This is a genomic window from Bradyrhizobium jicamae (genome assembly GCF_018130695.1).
Taxonomy (GTDB): domain Bacteria; phylum Pseudomonadota; class Alphaproteobacteria; order Rhizobiales; family Xanthobacteraceae; genus Bradyrhizobium; species Bradyrhizobium jicamae_B.
In genome coordinates this window covers 1-18488 of sequence record NZ_JAFCJX010000010.1, presented here as the reverse complement: position 1 = coordinate 18488, position 18488 = coordinate 1, and the positions used below count along the sequence as shown (strand labels likewise).

Genomic DNA, 18488 nt, shown 5'->3' with positions numbered 1-18488 from the left:
CGACTTGCTATGACGCCCGGGCTTTCGGATCGAAAGGGACCGTATTGCCGTGGCTGTCGAGCCCGAACAGCACGGCGACCTCTTTCAATCGCCTGGCCACCTCACCAGAGATGTCCGCACTCGCCGACAACACCTCCTTGATCGCAGCAAACGCGCGACGCCGCTCATCCATGTCGTTTGGCAGCAGCTTTGGAATGGCCGCCAGCGCGGCGTCGCGATCGAGCAGCAGCATGAAGAACTGCTCGCGGACCAGCATCTTGAATTCGGCGAGCGCCATCCGCGCGGACTCATCGGTCTGGCGGAGCCGCCGCAGCGCCTCGAGGCTGCGCTCGTCCACCATGCCGCGCGCCGACCCGACATAGAGCAAGGCGCGGATGCCGGCCTCGCGCAATCCGCCGGTGCCGATCTTCGCCGACAACTCGGCCACACGGGCGTGCAGGCGCTCACGGTGCTTCGGATCCATCTCGCGGCGCCGAGAGATGTCTGCCTTTGGATCGACTCCGACGGCGGCCTGCAGCGCCGGCGAGCCGTAGATGGCCAGGAACATCGCTTCGCTCATCGCCTCCGCGGAGTCGCGCCATTGATCGAGCGAACTGACGATCTGCTTCGACATCCGCTCCTGAAACACCAGGAACGGATTGTCCTCGGCCACCGGCTTGCGCGCGTCGCGCGCCTTGTCGGCCGCGTTCTCCACGGACTTCATCCATGGATTGTTGCTGCTGAATGCCTCGTATTGCAGGCGTAGCGGATGCCAGTTGCGCATCATCTCCGCCATCTGCGGCGTCACCATCGACTTGATCCAGGGCTGCAGATATTGCTGATAGGCCGCCAGATTCCTCTCCGAGACGCGTTTCGCGGTCTCGAAGCGACGCTCGTCCTCCGGCGAATTGCCGCCCATGTCGCGGATATCGTCCAGCGTACGCGCCTCGCAGCGCATCACCCATTGTCCGACCGCGAGCTCGTCATTGAGCGTCTCGGTTCCCCTCGCCTCGAATGTCGCCTCGTAGAGACCGGGCGGCAGCACGTCGATCAGGTCGATGTTGCTGGAGAACTCCGCATGCTCCTTCTTGGCGACGCCGCCGGAGACGAAGATGCCGAGATGGCCGACCGTTTCATGCACGGTGTAGACGATGGTCTGGCCGTGCGCCCTGATCTCGTCGACATCGGCGTAGAGGTCGAGAATCCAGTGCAGCGCCTGCTGCGGCGGCGTGATGTTGTCGCCCTTGGAGCAGAACACCACGATCGGCGAACGGATGTTGCGCAGATCGACCGCCGTTCCGTCGGACATCCTGACCCGGCCGACGGCCAGATTGTTGCCGATGAAGAGCTCATCGACGATGAACTGGATCTCCTCGGCGTTGAGGTTGACGTGCCCGCCCCACCAGCGCTCGAATTCCAGATAGCGGTCGGCTTCGGTGTCGACCTTGGAGTACACGTTGTACTGCTTGGTCCAAAGCGTGTTCGCCGGATTTTGGTTCTCGAAGTTCTGCACCAGCCAGGCGCCGTCGAACTTGCCTGCACCGAGGTCGCCGGCAAGCGCCGTCAGCCAGCTTCCGCCGAGCAGGCCGCCCGAATAGCGCATCGGATATTTGCCATGCACGCCCGCCCAATAGGCCAGCGGCGCGCCGGCCACGATCACGGGCCCGAACAGTTCGGGTCGCAGCGATGCCAGGATCATGATCGCCCAGCCGGCCTGGCAGTTACCGATCACGCACGGCTTGCCGTCGGCCTCGGGATGCCGCTCGATCACCTTCTCGATGAAGATCGCCTCGGCGCGCGCGATCCGCTCGATGGTTTGGCCGGGCATCGGCTCCGGCAGGAAGCCGATGAAATAGCAGGGATGCCCCGCCTTCATCGCAACGCCGATCTCGCTGTCGGCCTTGAAGCCACCGATCCCGGGGCCGTGACCCGCCCGCGGGTCGACGATCACGAACGGGCGGCGCTTGAGGTCGATCTCCACGCCCTTGGGCGGGATGATGCGCACCAACGCGTAATTGACCGGCTGTTCCAGCTTGCGGCCGTCGATGATGAGCTCGGCAGAATAGCTCAGGACGTGCGGTGCCGTCTGCGCCACATGCTCGCGATACTGGTCGCCGCGCTGGCGCAGGATGTCCAGGAACAGCACGCTGCGCTGTCCGGCATCCACCATGTATTCCACGGCCTTGGCGACGACGCCCGACAGGGGGCCGCCCGGGAGTTGCGGATTGTCCAGCGACATCGGTTTCGGTCCTCCACCCAGCGCTCTGATTGAAAGCGTCGGGCGAGGCCGGGACGTTGATTTAGGTCAAGCCACGGGGGTCGCTACCGCCACAGCTTGCGCGTATCGAGCCAGTAGACCCGTCCGGTCATGGCGCGGGCCTGCTCCAGCAGATGCTTTGTTCCGCCGGGGCCATCGCTGCCTTCGCCGTTCCACAGGCAGATAAAGCCAAGCTTTTCCGCGCCGAACCGCGTGGCGGCCGCGAGCATCCAGAGATTGTCGCGTTCATAGGCGTTCTGGCCAGCCGGCAGCGGACCGAGTTCCTCGGACATGACGTACAGCGTTGCCTGGCTGCGTGCTGTCAGAAAGCGTTGGCGCCAGCTGGCGCCGGCGAAGTCGACGGACTCCGTAAGGAAAGTCGGCACCTCGAAGGGGATGTAGAGTTCGAGCGCGAGCCCCCGCGCCAGCGCGGCCTCGGCAAAGATCAGATCGCCACCACATGCCCCGCCGCAAATCGCGAGATCGCCGGGACCGGCGCCCTCCTCGGCCAGCGTCCTGGCGATGGCCTCGCGCGCGATCGGCTCCTTGTCGGCCGGAAAGCGCGGATGCGCGCGCCCGGGGGCATCGATCATGTGGCCGCTGAAGAGAAATACGTTGCGGGGCGCGGCGTGATCCGCCTGGTCCGGCGTCATGGAACCTCGGTCTGGCAGTCGCCCGCCCAGGGCGTCCGAAAATCGCCTGACATTGCGGGGCAGGATGAAGTCTACACAAATCGGCCGGATGGTCCCAGTCGCGATGGCGGGACCGCCCGGCTTTGCGTTAGACTGTCAGTCGCTCCAAACGTTCGGGAGGTTTGGTGATGCCGAAGAAGGGAATAACGGGCCACGACGAATGGGTCGTCACCGAGGCGCTGGCCACGGCGCTGGTCGCGTTGGAGCAACTGCCCGAGAAGCACCAGCCCCGGGCCCATATGGACGATATCAAGAAGCTGCTGATGGCCCGCTGCGACGCCGGCGCCGTCACCCTCAATCTGGCCCAGGCCAAGTGCCGGCTGTCTCCGGACACCGATCCCCTCAGGATCTACGAGGACTACGGCCTCAAGGACGGCCAGGGGTAGATTTTGGTTTGCCTGCCCGCCCTATGATCCCGACCCGGCCGCCTCGCTGAAATATTTCTCGAACTTGCCGTCCACGCCCTGGAACTGGTCCGCGTCGCCAGGTGGGTCCTTGCGGTCGGTGATATTCGGCCAGACGCCCGCGAATTTCGCGTTGACCGCAAGCCACGTCTCGAGCCCTTCCTCGGTGTCCGCCTTGATCGCATCCGCAGGACACTCCGGCTCGCAGACGCCGCAGTCGATGCATTCCTCGGGATGGATCACGAGCATGTTCTCCCCCTCATAGAAGCAATCGACCGGGCACACCTCGACGCAGTCGGTGTATTTGCACTTCACGCAGGCTTCGGTGACGACGTAGGTCATCTCAGGTGACAGACTCTTGTTTGAGCATGATCTCTTCGGAAAACCGCTTCACACTTTTCCGGATCATGCTCGTGCCTTGCGCGCCGCGATCTGCTGTAGCGCCCAGCGCGAATTCTTCCGCACCTCGGGATCGGGATCGCCGGCGACCAGCGCGAGGAACGGCTCGCCGGCGGGATCGGCGATCTCGCCGAGCGCAGCGGCCGCCTCCTTGCGCAGGTTGGCCTGTTCATGGGTAATGCAGCCGCCGATCGGACGCACCGCGCGATCGATCTTCATCTTGCCGAGGCTGCGGATCGATTTCAGCCGCACCTGCCAGAATTCGTCGGACAGCGCCTCGATCAGGGGATCGGCGGCGATCGCACCATTGGCGTTGAGGCCGAGCGTCTCGGCCGCCATCTCGCGCACCATCCAGTCCGCGTCCTTCAGCGCACGGGTGATCGACTCGGCGGCGGACTTCATGTGGGAAAATGCCAGCGCGCTGACGGCGGCGCGGCGGACATGGGCGTCGGAATCGCTGATCGATGCGGTCAGCGCAGGGATCGACTCCTCGAGCTTGAGGAAACCGATCACCCCGATCGCCTGCACGCGTACCGCAGCGTCGCTGTCCTGCAGCGCTTCCAGCGCCGGCTTCAGCGTGTCCTTGCGCCGCAACTCCTTCAGTGCCCGTAGCGCACCCATCCGGACGAAGGCGTGGCCATGCCTGACCAGCGGCAGGATCGCATCCGCGCAGGCGGGATCCTTCAATTCGGCCATGCTGTCGGCCGCGGCCGAGGCCACGATCCGCTCAGGATCGACCAGCAACTGCACCAGGCCCGCTGCGCTGTCGGGGCCGTCGAACTCGCCAAGCGCCATCGCCACCTGCTGGCGGACGCCGGCATCGGGATCGGCGACCATGTTGGCGAGATGCGCGACCGCGGCCGGATCGCCGGAATGGCCGAGCGCGATGATCGCGACGCGGCGTTCGGCCGGATCGGCGGCCTGCAGACGCTCGTCGGCGTCGTCGAGATCGTCGTAGGATTCGAACGGGCTCGACATGATCACCTCAGGAGGTAGGGAATGTTGACGGTGACGGCGCCGGTCGGGCAATCCGCCTCGCAGGGCATGCAGTACCAGCACTCGTCATAGGCCATGTAGGCCTTGCCGGTCATGTCGCTGATCCTGAGCACGTCGAGCGGGCAGACGTCGACGCAGACGGTGCAGCCCTTGTCGGCAATGCATTTGGCGTCGTCGACGACGACGGGCACGGAGGTCTGGTAAGTCGCAAGAGGCATGGTTCAAACTCCTTGAATGGCTGGTCGCAGGCGCTCACGCTGATACGCGGATGCGCTGCTTGTCGTAGAGATCCTTCTCGTCGTCGGCGATCGGCACGACATAGGGCTGCACCTCGCGCTTCTCGCTGGTCATGCGGCCGTCCTTCTTCGACAGCAGCGTGTGGCAGAACCAGTTCTCGTTGTCCTTCTCCGGGAAATCCGTGCGCAGATGGTACAGACCCCAGCGGCTCTCCTCGCGGTACAGCGAGGCGTGAGCCGCCATGTCCGCGCAATCCAGGATCGACTGTGTCTCCAGCGCGCGCAGCAGCTCGTGCGAATTGCGCGCGATCATGCGCTGCTCCATGTCCTCGCGCACTTCGGCGAGGCGGCGCTGGCCGAGCTCGAACTTGCGGGTGACTTTTGGCGGCTGCAGATAATCGTTCACCAGACGGCGCGCCTTGTACTCAATCTGGTTCGGCGGAATGCCGTCGTCCCGCTTGGTCGGCGCCATCACGCGGTCGCGTTCTTTGGCGATGTCGGCCGCGTCGAAATCCGCAAAGTCGTGGTTGTCGGCAAACTCCATCGCATCGGCACCAGCGACTGCACCATTGGTGAAAGCGCCGAGCATGTAATTGTGCGGCACGCTCGCCATGTCGCCGGCGGCATAGAGGCCGGGCACGGAGGTGCGGGCGAAGTCGTCGACGAAGACGCCGGAGGCGCTGTGGCCCGAGCAGAAGCCGATCTCCGAGATGTGCATCTCGATCGACTCCTTGCGGTAGTCGGTGCCCCGCCCCTGCTGGAACAGGCCGCGGGTCGGACGCTCGACCTTGTGCAGGGTCGATTCGATCTCCTCGATCGTGTTCGGATGCAGATGCTTGAGCTGCAGGAAGACGGGCCCTTTGCCGGACAACAGCTCGTTGTAGAATTCGAGCATCATCTGGCCCGACCAGTAGTCGCATTCGATGAAGCGCGAACCCTCGTTGTTGGCGGTGAAGGCGCCGAACGGTCCGGCGACATAGGCGCAGGCCGGGCCGTTGTAATCCTTGATCAACGGATTGATCTGGAAGCATTCGAGGTTCGCGAGCGCCGCACCCGCGTGATAGGCCATCGCATAGCCGTCGCCGGAATTGGCGGCATTCTCGTAGGTGCCGAACATGTAGCCCGACGTCGGCAGCCCCAGTCGGCCTGCAGCGCCCATGCAGAGGATCACCGACTTGGCCTTGATTACCAGCAGCTCTGCAGTGCGGGTGTTGACGCTGATCGCGCCGGCGACCCGGCCGTCGCTCGCGGTCAAGAGGCGCGTTGCCATGTAGCGGTTGGAGATCAGGATTCGGGCGCGGCGCAGCTGGCGATACAGGGCTTTCTTGACGGTGTCGCCGTTCGGCATCGGCAGCACATAGGTGCCGATGTGGTGCACCTTCTTGACGGCATAATCGCCGTTCTCGTTCTTCAGGAAGCGGATGCCGAAGCTGTCGAGCTCCTCGATGATGGAGTAGCAGTTCTGCGCGTATTTGTAGACCGCCTTCTGATCGACGATGCCGTCATTGGCGATGGTAATTTCCTTGGTGTACTGCTCGGGCGTCGCGTAGCCGGGAATGACGGCGTTGTTCAGCCCGTCCATGCCCATCGAGATCGCGCCGGAGCGCTTGACGTTGGCCTTCTCCAGCAGAACCACGTTCGCCTTCGGATTCTTCAGCTTCGCCTTCAGCGCCGCCATCGGGCCGGCGGTGCCACCGCCGATCACGAGCACGTCGCAGGAAACCTCCGACATACCGTCGACTATCTCGTCCATTGCCATCGTCTGCTCCTGGTTCGCAACGTGACGGCAGCTTTGTGGAAGGCCGCCCGCTGCGATAGCAATTAGTTGTCATGGAGATCAGAATGCTGTCGTTTCGCTCATTTGCCAAAATCGCAGCCGGAGAATTGATGCGTGAATCGGCAAACGAACGCGCAAGACTGTGAAGCGCGTAGCTCGTTCGTTCTACATGTCGGCGACCGTGTAGCCGGACGTTCCCCGTCGCGGCTTGTGCGCAATCGACTCGTTGTTATTTGGCGCGCGCAGGCAATTAGTTGCTATCGACACCGTCGATCATTGCTAAGTTCCTCCTGAGGAGAGATGAGCGATGGCGATGACGGTTGCACCGACTGTGACGGGATACGACGTCAGTCCCGATCTTGCCGCGCTGTCGATGGCGACATCCCAGGGTGCGAGCATCACGCTTTCCGCCGAGACGCTGCGCACGGCCTGCAAATGCGCCCACTGCATTCGCGCCCGATTCGACGAGCGCTTCCCGGCGCACTTCCCCGGCCTCGCCATCGTCGAGGTCGCCGATCTCGGCTACGGATTGAACATTGCCTTCTCTGACGGCCATAACCGCGGCATCTATCCCAAAAGCTACCTTCTGGACCTTGCCAGCCATTGATTTCACTGGCGTTTCGAGCCATTGGCCGGGCGGCTTTGCCGCGCCCGCTCAGGATCGGTCTGGCATGAAGCTTGCTGCTTTTTGGATCAATTCCAGACGATCCGGAGGCAGTCCATGTTGCTCCAAGCCGTTCGCGGCGCCACGCCTCCCGGCAAAATGCCCGTGAGCACGTCGCTGCTGCTCACCGAGAATCAGCAGTCAATCGGCGGCCCGCCGCCGCTGATGGACAAGCTGACGCCGCGCGAGCGCGATCTCGTGCTAAAGCAGGGCCGCCGCAAGGTCCTCAATCGCGGACAGACGCTGTTCAGCCAGGGCGCCAGGCATGACGGCATCTGGCTGATCGAGAGCGGCCGGATCCGTGTGTTCTACATCTCCCCGCTCGGCCGCGAGATCACGCTGGCCTACTGGCATGTCGGCAATTTCGTCGGCGGCCCCGAAGTATTCGAAGGCGGCACGCATCAATGGTCGGGTGTTGCTGCCAGCAACTGCGCCGTGGTGCAGCTTCCCGGCCGCGAATTGCGCACGCTGGCGGCCGAAATCCCCAATCTCGCGATCGGCCTGATCGAAGGGCTGACCTTCAAGGGCAAGTGCTATTCGGCGCTGGCGCAGATGCTGGGAACCCGCTCGATCACCCAGCGCCTGGCCCATCTGATGCTGCATCTGATGGACCTCTACGGCGTCGAGGACCCCGACGGCACCCTGATCGCTGCGGCCTTCACCCACGCCGACATCGCCCACATGGTCGGCGCGACCCGGCAGTGGGTGACGATCAGCCTGAAGCGGATGCAGGAGAAGCAGATCGTCGTGACCAAGCGGTCGCAGATCGTGGTGTGCCGGCCTGATGTGCTGGAAGAGATGCGCGGCGCTGCTTCGGACTAGGGCTATCGGGATGAAGTTTGATGCACAGCCGATTGGCTTTCCAGGGCAAAACTGCCCATCCAATGGGCAGCGGCGGTTTCCCGGCAACTAATCGACCGTGAGGATCAGTCCGGGTTTGCAGCGATCGGCCCCTCACCCAATCATGGCAGCATCGGCACATCCAACCGAGAGAGGATGAGAATGCTCCGCCACATTCCAGCACGCGCGATCGCGCTATCGGCCACCGCGCTGGCCCTGATGCTTGCGCGTCCTGCGGCTGCAGAAACCGTCACGATCGGGATCGGCACCCAGGACACCACGACCAACACCGTGACGACGGGCGTCGTGATCCGGCAGCTGAAACTGCTCGAGAAGTATCTGCCGACATCAGGCAAATACGCCAACATCAAGTTCGAGCTGGAGTGGCAGAACTTCACCTCCGGTCCGCCCGTCACCAACGGCATGATGGCCAACAAGCTGCAATTCGGCGCGATGGGCGACTATCCGCTGGTCGTCAACGGCTTCACCTTCGAAAACAATCCGGAGAGCAAGAGCCGCCTGATCGCGGTCGCCGCCTACAGCATGGCCGGCTCCGGCAATGGCATCGTCGTTCACAAGGATTCGCCCTACTACGATCTTGCCGATCTCAAGGGCAAGCTGGTCAGCGTGCCCTTCGGTTCCGCCGCACATGGCATGGTGCTGAAGGCGATGCAGGACCGCGGCTATGGTTCGGATTTCTTCCAGCTGGTCAGCCAGAGCCCCGAGGTCGGCTCGACCAACCTGCAGGAGAAGAAGATCGACGCCCACGCCGACTTCGTGCCGTTCGCCGAGCTGCTGCCGTTCCGCGGCTTTGCGCGCAAGATCTTCGACGGCGTCGAGACCAACCTGCCGACCTTCCACGGCGTCGTCGTGCGTTCCGACTTCGCCGAGAAATATCCGGAGGTCGTCGTCGCCTACATCAAGGCCGTGATCGCCGCCAATCAATGGCTGCGTGCCGATCCGAAGCTCGCGGCCGAGAAGATCCAGGAATGGACCGGCATCAGCAAGGAAGTAGTCTACATCTTCCTCGGCCCCAGCGGCAACATGACGACCGATCCGACCATCAAGCCGGCGTTGATCGAGGCCGCCGCGACCGACGTCAAGGTGCTGCAGAATCTCGGACGGATGAAGGAATTCGATCCGAAGAAATGGGTCGACGATAGCTACATCCGCAAGGCCTATGCCGAGATGAAGCTCGACTACGACGCGCAACTCGCCAGCACGACGAACTACGAGATCGCCGGCGAGGACAGCTTCTGCAAGAAGCCCGTGACTGAACCGCGCAAGTCCGGCGAGGTCTGGGTCGATGGCGACGGCATCCTGCCGTTCTCCAGCGCGACCTGCACGCTCGGCGCCTATGCCGATTTCAAGGCCAAGGGCAAGAAGATCAACGTCGCCTACGTCTTCGACACCTCGCGCGGCATCAAGCTGTTCGCCGACCAGGCATTCTTTGCGGTCGGCGGCGGCGACATCGCGCCGTTCCTGCTGAAGAAGGACGCGGAAGCCTACGCCGCCAAGACCGGCGGCAAGGTGCTGGGATTTGAGGACGCCGTGAAGTCGGCCGTTGGCGGAGGCAAGACGTGAGCTCCAGCCCCGTGCTTGCCCGGCAGGAGGCCGAACCCGTGGTCGCTGCGGTTACATCCGAGCCCGCCGCCGCGGCACCGGCGGCGCCCGCCACGTTCGGTGTGATCGCCGGGCGCTGGTATCGCCTTAACAAGGATCGCATCCGCGCCACTCTGATCGGCATCGTCTCGCTCGCCGTGTTCCTGGTGATCTGGCATCTCTTGACGAAGTACCGCGTGGTGTTCTTCGTCCGCTTCACCAACGTGCCCTCGCCGCTGGCGGTCTATGAGAGCTTCACGAAAGCGATCCACGATCCAAAGTTCCTGATGCATATCGTGCTGAGCTGCCGCCGCATCCTGCTCGGCTTCTCGCTGGCTGCAATCGTCGGCGTGCCACTCGGGCTGATCATGGGCCGCTTCAAGCTGGTGCACGAGATCGTCTTCCCGGTCTCTGAAGTGCTGCGTCCGATCCCGGCGATCGCCTGGGTGCCGATGGCGATCATGCTGTGGCCGACCAACGAGCAGAGCATCGTCTTCATCACCTTCCTCGGCTCGTTCTTCCCGATCCTGGTCAACACGCTGCATGGCATGGTCCTCGTCGATCCCGTGCTGGTCCGCGCCGCGCGTTGCCTCGGCGCCCGGGAGGCCTCGATCTTCCGCGAGGTCTATTTCCCGGCCTCGCTGCCGCACATCTTCACCGGGCTGACGATCGGCATGGGGGTTGCCTGGGTGTCGCTGATCGCGGCCGAGATGATCTCCGGCCAATACGGCATCGGCTATTTCACCTGGGAGGCCTATTCGTTGGTCCAGTACGCCGACATCGCGCTCGGCATGATCGCAATCGGCGTGCTCGGCCTCGCCTCGAGCCTGATGATCCGGGCCGTCGGGCGGCTCGCCATGCCCTGGGGGCGCGCATGAACGACGGCAAGGCCAGCAAGGGCCATATCGAGGTCAAGGACTTTGCACTGAGCTACGAGACGATCGACGGCTCGGTGGCTGCCGTCACCAATACCGACATCCACGTCAATCCCGGCGAGTTCGTCTCCATCGTCGGCCCGTCCGGCTGCGGCAAGTCGACCTTCCTCAATGCCGTCGCGGGCTTTCTCAAGCCCACCGCAGGCGCCATCACGGTCGATGGCGAAACAGTAAAAGGCCCGAGCGCGGAACGCGGCATGGTGTTCCAGCAATACTCGCTGTTCCCCTGGAAGACGGTGCGGGAGAACGTCGAGTTCGGCCTCAAGATGCGCGGCATGGACCGCTCGCAGCGCGAACGCGCCGCACGCACCCTGCTCGGCCTCGCCGGCTTGGAGGCGTTCGAGAAGCACTATCCGGACAGACTATCCGGCGGCATGAAGCAGCGCGTCGGCATCGTCCGGGCGCTGGCGACCGGACCGAAGGTACTGCTGCTCGACGAGCCGTTCGGCGCGCTGGATGCACAGACGCGCGTGATCATGCAGCAGATCCTCACCAACATGTGGCAGCGGCTGAAGATCTCGGTGCTGTTCGTCACCCACGACATCGACGAGGCGATCTTCCTGTCCGACCGCGTCTACTGCATGACCGCCCGGCCCGGCTCGATCAAGGCCGAGATCCCGATCCCGCTGGAGCGGCCGCGGCAGCAGTCGATGATGATGTCCTCGGAATTCCTGGCGCTGCGGCGCGGGCTGATGTCGCTGATCCGCGAGGAGAGCCTGAAGGCCATGGGCGGCGAGATCAACGATCTCGGCATGCAGGGCCTCAACATCGAGCTGCATGGTCAGTCATTGGCCGATGTGCTCTAGCTAGCGGCTGACGCGCCAGATCGTGCCATTGCCGTCCTCGGAGATCAGCAGCGCACCGTCGCGCGCGACGGTGACGCCGACCGGGCGTCCCCACACCTCGTTATCGCCGGTGACAAACCCGGTGACGAAATCCTCGTACTCGCCGGTCGGCACGCCATCCTTCAGGCGGATCCGGACGACCTTGTAGCCGGTCCGCTTCGACCGGTTCCACGAGCCATGCAGGGCGGCGAAGGCATCGCCGCGATATTCCGGCGGAAAGCTGCTGCCGGTGTAGAAGACGAGCCCGAGCGAAGCCGAGTGCGCCTGCAACAGCACGTCCGGCACCGTCACCTTGTCCTTCAGGTCGGGCCGCATGCCGGGATGTGCGGGGTCTTCATTGGCGCCGATGTAGAACCACGGCCAACCATAGAACGCGCCTTCGCGCACGCGCGTCACATAGTCGGGCACGAGGTTGTCGCCGCGTCCATCGCGCTCGTTGGTCGAGCACCAGGGCGTGCCGCTGCCGGGCTGGATGGCGAGCCCCACGCAATTGCGGATGCCGGTTGCGTACAGCGCCTGGTTCTTGCCGTCGGGATCGAAGGCCAATACGGCCGCACGGTCGGTCTCAGAGCCCCAGGCGGCGCCCAGCGCGTGCGAGCGGGCCCATGCCTCGATCCCCTCCGGCGGGCGCCCGAGCCCCTCGCCCGCATTGCCGGCGGAGCCGACCGACACCAGCATCCGCTTGTTATCGGGGGTGAAGACGATGTCGCGGGTGGAATGGCCATAGCCATGCGGGAGGTTGGCGACGACGACCTCCGGCTTACCCGTCGCCTTGAGGTCGCCGCTGCGATAGGCGAAGCGCACGACGCTGTCGGTGTTGGCGACATACAGCCATTGCGGATTATCGCCGTTCGGAAAGAACGCCATGCCGAACGGGCGGCTGAGACCGCCGGCATAGACCTCATTCACCGTCGGCTTCGTTGCGCCATCAGCCGCACGCAGCACGCGGATGCGGCCCTGCCAGGTTTCAGCGACGAAGATGTCGCCGTTCGGCGCCGTCCTGATGATGCGCGGGCCGCTCAAGCCGCTGGCGAACAGGTCGATCTTGAAACCCGCCGGCACTTGCGGAATCGCTGAAGCCGGCCGTGCCGTCACGCGCGATGGATTGCTGCTGGAGGCGGTCGCGCCAGGCTTCGGCAAATCCTCGGGCCTGATCAGCCGCACCGTGCCCGGTTTGTCGCGCTGCCAGTCGCCGAATGCGTCCGATCCCTTCAGGACCGGGTCTGCCCGCAACGCCGTCGTCGCAATCGACGAGACTGCGATCGTCAGCACGAGTGAAACCAGCTTGTTCGGCATCACGGCTCCAGCATTGCCGTGATCGTCATGATCAGGCTTGCCCAGCACATTTAGCCGAAAAGCGTCGTGCGCTCAGTTCACAATCGTGCAGGCGCGATCATCCGACGCGGGAGGTCATCGCCTGGCGGTCTTGCGCGAGCATCTCGCGGTACTGCGACGTATCGGAGGAGATGGCTGATCGCAGCGGAACGGTCAGCCGGCAGATCAGCCCTTCCTTGCGCCAGTCGAAGTCCGCCTGCCCGCCAAGCTGGGTTTCGATGCTGGCAATCACGCTGCGCGTACCAAAGCCCTTCGATGTCGGTTTTGTTACCGCGGGGCCACCTGTTTCAACCCAGGCCAGAATTAACGTGTCGCTCTCGACCTCCCAAGTGATGGCCAGGCGGCCGGCGAGCGCGGACAGGCTGCCATACTTGGCCGAATTGGTGACGAGCTCGTGCAGCGCGAGCGCCAGCGTCTGCGCAGTGGCCGGCTGCAACTGCACCTCCGCGCCCTCGATCTGGATCTGGCCTGCGCCGGAATAAGGCGCCACCTCCTCGGCGACCAGGCGGCGGATCTCGGCGCCCTGCCAGCTCGACAGCGACAGCACGGTGTGAACGCGCGCGAGCGCGGTGATGCGGCCCTCGACCGCTTTCACATAGGCATTCATGTTTTGCGCGCGCGTCAGCCGCACGATCGACTGCGCCAGCGCCAGCGCGTTCTTGGCGCGATGGTCGACCTCGCGCGTGAGCAGGCTCTGACGCTCCTCGGCGCGCTTGCGATCGGTGATGTCGACGGTCACGCCGCTGACCCGCACCACCCGTCCATCCTTGTCGATGCTGGCGGCCGCGGTGCCGACGCACCAGCGGATCTCGCCGTCCGGCCTGACGATGCGGAACTCGGTCTCGTAGGATTTGGCGCCCTTGGTGAACTCGCCCCAGGCCTGGCGCAGGCCGTCGACGTCATCAGGGTGAAACAGAGTCTGGATGTTCGACGAGGTGACATCGAGCGTGCCGGGTTCGATGCCGAAGATCTTGTACTGCCCTTCGTCCCACATCCAGTCGCCGTTGATCCAGTCCCAGTCCCATGAGCCCATCTTGCCGGCGGCAATCGCCATGCTGCGGCGCTGCTCGCTTTCGACGAGGCGCGTTGTCGATTGCTCCAGCTCGGCGGTGCGGGCGCGCACGCGGTCTTCGAGCTCTGTGTTGAGGCGCTCGAGCTGCCGCGTCTTGCGATAGAGCTCGGCGAACACGCGGATCTTTGCGCGCAGCACCTCCGGCACGACGGGCACCGGCACATAGTCGACGGCCCCCATCTCATAGCCGCGCAGCCGGTCGAAGTCGGAGACCTGGATCGCCGAGATGAAGATCATCGCGGTCTTCTGGAAGCGCGGATGTTCACGGATCATGGCCGCGAGCTCGAAGCCGTCGAGCTCGGGCATGCAGACGTCGACGAGGATCACCGCAACCTCGTTCTTGAGCAGGAATTCCAGCGCCTCACGGCCCGAGGAGGCCACGACGAGGTTCTCGCCGAGCTCCTTCAGGATGACCTCATAGGCCAGCAGCTTCGCCGGCTGATCATCGACCAGAAGGATGTTTACCTTTTCATGCTCCATCATGTCGTTTGCCGGTCAGCGGTGCAGCCACATGCGGATCGCGAGCAGCAGCTGCTCGGTGTTGACGGGTTTGGCCAGATAGTCGGAGGCGCCCGCCTCCAGGCATTTTTCGCGGTCGCCCTTCATCGCCTTCGCCGTCAATGCGATGATCGGCAGGCGGGCAAAGGCCTGATTTTGCCTGATCGCGCCGATGGTCTGGTACCCGTCCATCTGCGGCATCATGATGTCCATCAGCACAATCGCAATCTTGGGATTGGACTCGACGAGGGAGATCGCTTCGTGCCCGGTCGTCGCCGTCAGCACCTTCATGCCGCGGCGTTCCAGCACGCTGGACAGCGCGAAGATGTTGCGGGCGTCGTCGTCGACAAGCAGCGCCGTTTTGCCAATCAGATCCTCATCGGAACTATTGAGCTTCTCCAGCATCCTCTGTTTTTCGACGGGCAATTCCGTGATCACACGGTGCAGGAAGAGTGACGTTTCGTCGAGCAGCCGTTCCGGCGATTCCACCCCCTTGACGACGATGCTCCGCGCCATGGTGTGGAGTTCCGCATCTTCCTCCGCGGAGAGTTCCCGCCCCGTGAACACGACCACGGGAACATTCGATAGCGTTTCATCCTTGCGGATCTGATCCAGCACTTCGAAACCGCTCATATCGGGCAACCGCAGGTCCAGCACGACGCAGTCGCACTGGCTTTCGCGCAAGGTCGATAGCGCCCCTGCCCCGGTATCGGTGGTCACGATCTCGATATCCTCGTGGCCGAGCAGTTCCTTGATGCTGAGCTGTTCCGCGGCATTGTCCTCGACGATCAGCAGCCGCTTCCGCCGCGGCTTTGCATATTCCTTGATCTGCGACAGTGCCGCGCTGACGCCTTCGGTCGTGGTCGGCTTGTTGACGAAGGAGAATGCGCCACGCGCCAGCGCGTGCTGCCGGTCCTCGTCGAGCGTGATGATCTGGACCGGAATGTGGCGGGTCAACGGATTGTGCTTGAGCTGGCTCAGCACGGTCCAGCCGAGCATGTCCGGCAGGAACACGTCGAGCGAGACCGCGGACGGCTGGAACTGCTTTGCAAGCTCGAGGGCCTCGGTCCCGCGGCTGGCGACCAGCACCTTGAAACCCTTGTCGCGGGCGAGATCGATCAGCACCCGCGCGTAATGCGGATCGTCCTCGACGATCAGCAGGATGGTGTCGCCGGGTTCGAGATTGAGCCGGTCATCCGGCAGTTGCTCGATCACGCGCTCCTGCACGGCCGAGGATTGCAGCGCCGGAGTCGCCGTATGCGGCATCGGCGTCGGCGGCGTCTGCGAACGCAGCGCCACGGTCGGTCCGGAATATTTCAGCGGCAGATAAAGCGTGAAGGTCGAGCCCTTGCCGGGCGCACTGCGCAGATGGATCTCACCGCCGAGCAGGCTGGCGAGTTCGCGGCTGATGGCCAAGCCAAGGCCGGTGCCGCCATATTTGCGGCTGGTGCCGGCGTCGGCCTGCTGGAACGCCTCGAAGATCAGCTTCTGCTTGTCGAGGGGAATGCCGATGCCGGTATCTGTGACCTCGAAGGCGACCACCGCGGGTGCCGTATTGAGGATCGGATGTTCGGCGCTCCAGCCGCCGACCGCAGCCGACACATTCAGCTTCACGCCGCCCTCGGCGGTGAACTTGAAGGCATTCGACAGCAGGTTCTTCAAGACCTGCTGCAGGCGCTTGGAGTCGGTCACCATGCTCCGCGCAAGATTCCCGTCGACCTCGATGGCAAAGGAGAGATGACGGTTCTCCGCCTCGTGGCGGAACGGCCGGCCCACGGTCTCCAGCAGGCTCGAGGTCAGGATCTCCTCGGCATCGACGGTCACCGTGCCGGACTCGATCTTGGAGAGATCGAGGATGTCGCTGATCAGATTCAAGAGATCGGTACCGGCGCCATGGATGGTGCGCGCGAATTCGACCTGCTTCGGCGTCAGATTGCCGTCCGGGTTTTCCGTCAGCTGCTGGCCGAGGATCAGGATCGAATTGAGCGGCGTGCGCAGCTCGTGCGACATGTTGGCGAGGAATTCGGACTTGTACTTCGAGGTCAGCGACAGCTCGGTCGCCTTCTCTTCCAGCGCGCGCCGCGCCTGCTCGATTTCCTGGTTCTTGCGTTCGACGTCGACGTTGCGTTCGGCGAGCTGCTGCGCCTTCTGTTCGAGCTGGTCGTTGGTCTGCTGCAATTCCTTCTGCTGGGTCTGCAGCTCGCCGGCGAGCTGCTGGGACTGCTTGAGCAGGCCTTCGGTCTGCATCGTCGCTTCGATGGAGTTGAGCACGATGCCGATGGAGTCGGTCAGCTGTTCGAGGAAGGTGATCTGCGAGGTCGTGAAGGACGCGATCGACGACAGCTCGATCACCGCCTTGACCTGGTTCTCGAACAGCACCGGGAACACGACAAGGTTCTTCGGCATGATCCGCATCAGGGCCGAATTGATCGGCACGGCATCGCCGGGAATGTCCGAGACCAGGCGCTGGCGCTTGTCGAGCGCGCACTGGCCGATCAGGCCGGCGCCGAGGGATACGATCTGCGGATGCGGATTGGCGCCGTCATGCGCATAGGCCGACAGTAGCCGCAACTGCGGGCTTTCAGGGTTCTCGACCTGGTAGATCACACCCATATGGGCGTTGATCAGCGGCGCGAGCTCCGTCAGCAGCAGGCGGCCGACGGTCGCGAGGTCGCGCTGGCCCTGCAGCATGTTGGTGAAGCGCGCCAGATTGGTCTTCAGCCAGTCCTGCTCGGTGTTGCGCTCCGTGGTGAGACGGAGGTTGCCGATCATGGTGTTGATGTTGTCCTTCAGCTCGGCCACCTCGCCGCTCACCTCGACCTGGATCGACCGCGTCAGGTCGCCCTTGGTCACGGCGGTCGCCACTTCCGCGATCGCGCGGACTTGCGAGGTCAGGTTCGCGGCCAGCAGGTTGACGTTGCCGGTCAGATCCTTCCAGGTGCCGGCAGCACCTGGCACGTTGGCCTGGCCGCCGAGCCGTCCTTCGACGCCGACCTCGCGCGCCACCGACGTCACCTGATCGGCGAATGTCGCAAGCGTCTCCGTCATGTTGTTGATGGTGTCGGCGAGCGCGGCCACCTCGCCCTTCGATTTCACCGTGAGATTTTGCTTCAGGTCGCCGTCGGCGACCGCGGTCACCACCTTGACGATGCCGCGCACCTGCTCGGTCAGGTTCGCCGCCATCACGTTGACGGTGTCGGTGAGATCCTTCCAGGTGCCGGCGACGCCGGAGACTTCCGCCTGGCCGCCAAGCCGGCCCTCGGTGCCGACCTCGCGCGCCACGCGCGTCACCTCGCCGGCGAAGGCGTTGAGCTGGTCCACCATCGTGTTGATGGTGTTCTTCAGCTCGAGGATTTCGCCCTTCACGTCGACCGTGATCTTGCGCGACAGGTCGCCGCGCGCCACAGCGGTCGTGACTTCGGCGATGTTGCGGACTTGCGTGGTGAGGTTCGCAGCCAAGAGATTGACGTTGTCGGTGAGGTCCTTCCAGGTGCCGCCGACGCCGGGCACCACGGCCTGGCCGCCGAGCCGGCCCTCGGTGCCGACCTCGCGCGCCACGCGCGTCACTTCGGCGGCGAAGGAGCGCAGCTGCTCCACCATCGTATTCAGGGTGTCCTTGAGCAGCAGGATCTCGCCGCGGACGTCCACCGTGATTTTCTTTGAGAGGTCTCCGCCGGCGATCGCGGTCGCGACCTCGGCGATGTTGCGGACCTGTGCCGTCAGGTTCGACGCCATGAAGTTGACGTTGTCGGTCAGGTCCTTCCAGGTGCCGGCGACGCCGGGCACCTCGGCCTGACCGCCGAGCTTGCCTTCGGTGCCGACCTCGCGCGCCACGCGCGTCACCTCGCCGGCAAAACCGTTGAGCTGGTCCACCATCGTGTTGATGGTGTTCTTCAGCTCGAGGATTTCGCCCTTCACGTCGACCGTGATCTTGCGCGACAGGTCGCCGCGCGCCAC

The 18488-nt window shown here is 64.1% G+C and carries 15 protein-coding genes; 6 read left to right on the top strand and 9 right to left on the bottom strand.

The features are described 5' to 3' along the window. Positions 1-7 precede the first annotated feature (7 nt). On the bottom strand, positions 8-2218 hold the full coding sequence (locus JQ604_RS15940; RefSeq protein WP_212358368.1) for a DUF3141 domain-containing protein: 2211 nt from the start codon (positions 2216-2218) through the stop codon (positions 8-10). A gap of 83 nt (positions 2219-2301) precedes the next feature. Next, entirely contained in the window at positions 2302-2889 is a 588-nt protein-coding gene (locus tag JQ604_RS15935) for a hypothetical protein (RefSeq protein WP_212358367.1), read from the bottom strand. 167 nt (positions 2890-3056) lie between these two features. Between JQ604_RS15935 and JQ604_RS15930 the strand changes: the two genes are divergently transcribed. After that, positions 3057-3314 (top strand): hypothetical protein, encoded by a 258-nt coding sequence (locus JQ604_RS15930; RefSeq protein WP_212358366.1) that lies wholly within the window; start codon positions 3057-3059, stop codon positions 3312-3314. A gap of 21 nt (positions 3315-3335) precedes the next feature. Here the strand turns inward: JQ604_RS15930 and fdxA are convergent, their stop codons facing one another. The 4 genes from fdxA to JQ604_RS15910 form a co-directional block, all read right to left on the bottom strand. Next, a complete protein-coding gene (gene fdxA, locus JQ604_RS15925; protein ID WP_212358365.1) occupies positions 3336-3674 on the bottom strand; it encodes a ferredoxin FdxA in 339 nt (112 codons plus the stop codon). A gap of 63 nt (positions 3675-3737) precedes the next feature. Beyond that, positions 3738-4709 (bottom strand): HEAT repeat domain-containing protein, encoded by a 972-nt coding sequence (locus JQ604_RS15920; RefSeq protein ID WP_212358364.1) that lies wholly within the window; start codon positions 4707-4709, stop codon positions 3738-3740. Between the two features lie 2 nt (positions 4710-4711). Continuing rightward, on the bottom strand, positions 4712-4945 hold the full coding sequence (locus tag JQ604_RS15915; protein ID WP_022724287.1) for a 4Fe-4S dicluster domain-containing protein: 234 nt from the start codon (positions 4943-4945) through the stop codon (positions 4712-4714). 34 nt (positions 4946-4979) lie between these two features. Next, on the bottom strand, positions 4980-6722 hold the full coding sequence (locus JQ604_RS15910; protein ID WP_212358363.1) for a fumarate reductase/succinate dehydrogenase flavoprotein subunit: 1743 nt from the start codon (positions 6720-6722) through the stop codon (positions 4980-4982). Between the two features lie 325 nt (positions 6723-7047). On the opposite strand from JQ604_RS15910, the gene JQ604_RS15905 reads away from it, so the two are divergent. The 5 genes from JQ604_RS15905 to JQ604_RS15885 all read left to right on the top strand — a co-directional run bounded on the left by JQ604_RS15905 (position 7048) and on the right by JQ604_RS15885 (position 11587). Beyond that, positions 7048-7347 carry a gamma-butyrobetaine hydroxylase-like domain-containing protein gene (locus tag JQ604_RS15905; RefSeq protein WP_433996250.1) on the top strand — a complete coding sequence of 100 codons (300 nt, stop codon included), beginning with the start codon at positions 7048-7050 and terminating at the stop codon, positions 7345-7347. Positions 7348-7461: 114 nt separating this feature from the next. Beyond that, the gene (locus JQ604_RS15900; protein ID WP_212358362.1) at positions 7462-8226 is read left to right on the top strand and encodes a Crp/Fnr family transcriptional regulator; all 765 of its coding nucleotides are present in this window, start codon (positions 7462-7464) and stop codon (positions 8224-8226) included. Between the two features lie 180 nt (positions 8227-8406). Beyond that, on the top strand, positions 8407-9828 hold the full coding sequence (locus tag JQ604_RS15895) for an ABC transporter substrate-binding protein (RefSeq protein WP_212358361.1): 1422 nt from the start codon (positions 8407-8409) through the stop codon (positions 9826-9828). Beyond that, on the top strand, positions 9825-10724 hold the full coding sequence (locus JQ604_RS15890) for an ABC transporter permease (RefSeq protein ID WP_212358360.1): 900 nt from the start codon (positions 9825-9827) through the stop codon (positions 10722-10724). The genes JQ604_RS15895 and JQ604_RS15890 overlap by 4 nt, the downstream gene beginning before the upstream one ends. Next, positions 10721-11587, top strand: a complete 867-nt coding sequence (locus JQ604_RS15885; RefSeq protein WP_212358359.1) for an ABC transporter ATP-binding protein — start codon at positions 10721-10723, stop codon at positions 11585-11587. The genes JQ604_RS15890 and JQ604_RS15885 overlap by 4 nt, the downstream gene beginning before the upstream one ends. Here the strand turns inward: JQ604_RS15885 and JQ604_RS15880 are convergent, their stop codons facing one another. From JQ604_RS15880 to JQ604_RS15870, 3 genes are all read right to left on the bottom strand, one after another. Beyond that, positions 11588-12922, bottom strand: coding sequence for a PQQ-dependent sugar dehydrogenase (locus JQ604_RS15880; RefSeq protein ID WP_212358358.1), 1335 nt, complete (start codon positions 12920-12922; stop codon positions 11588-11590). A 97-nt stretch (positions 12923-13019) separates the two neighbouring features. Further along, positions 13020-14513: a sensor histidine kinase gene (locus tag JQ604_RS15875; protein WP_212358634.1), complete on the bottom strand. Its 1494-nt coding sequence runs from the start codon at positions 14511-14513 to the stop codon at positions 13020-13022. A 15-nt stretch (positions 14514-14528) separates the two neighbouring features. Then, a partial coding sequence (locus JQ604_RS15870) for a response regulator (RefSeq protein WP_212358357.1) occupies positions 14529-18488 on the bottom strand: 3960 nt, incomplete at its 5' end.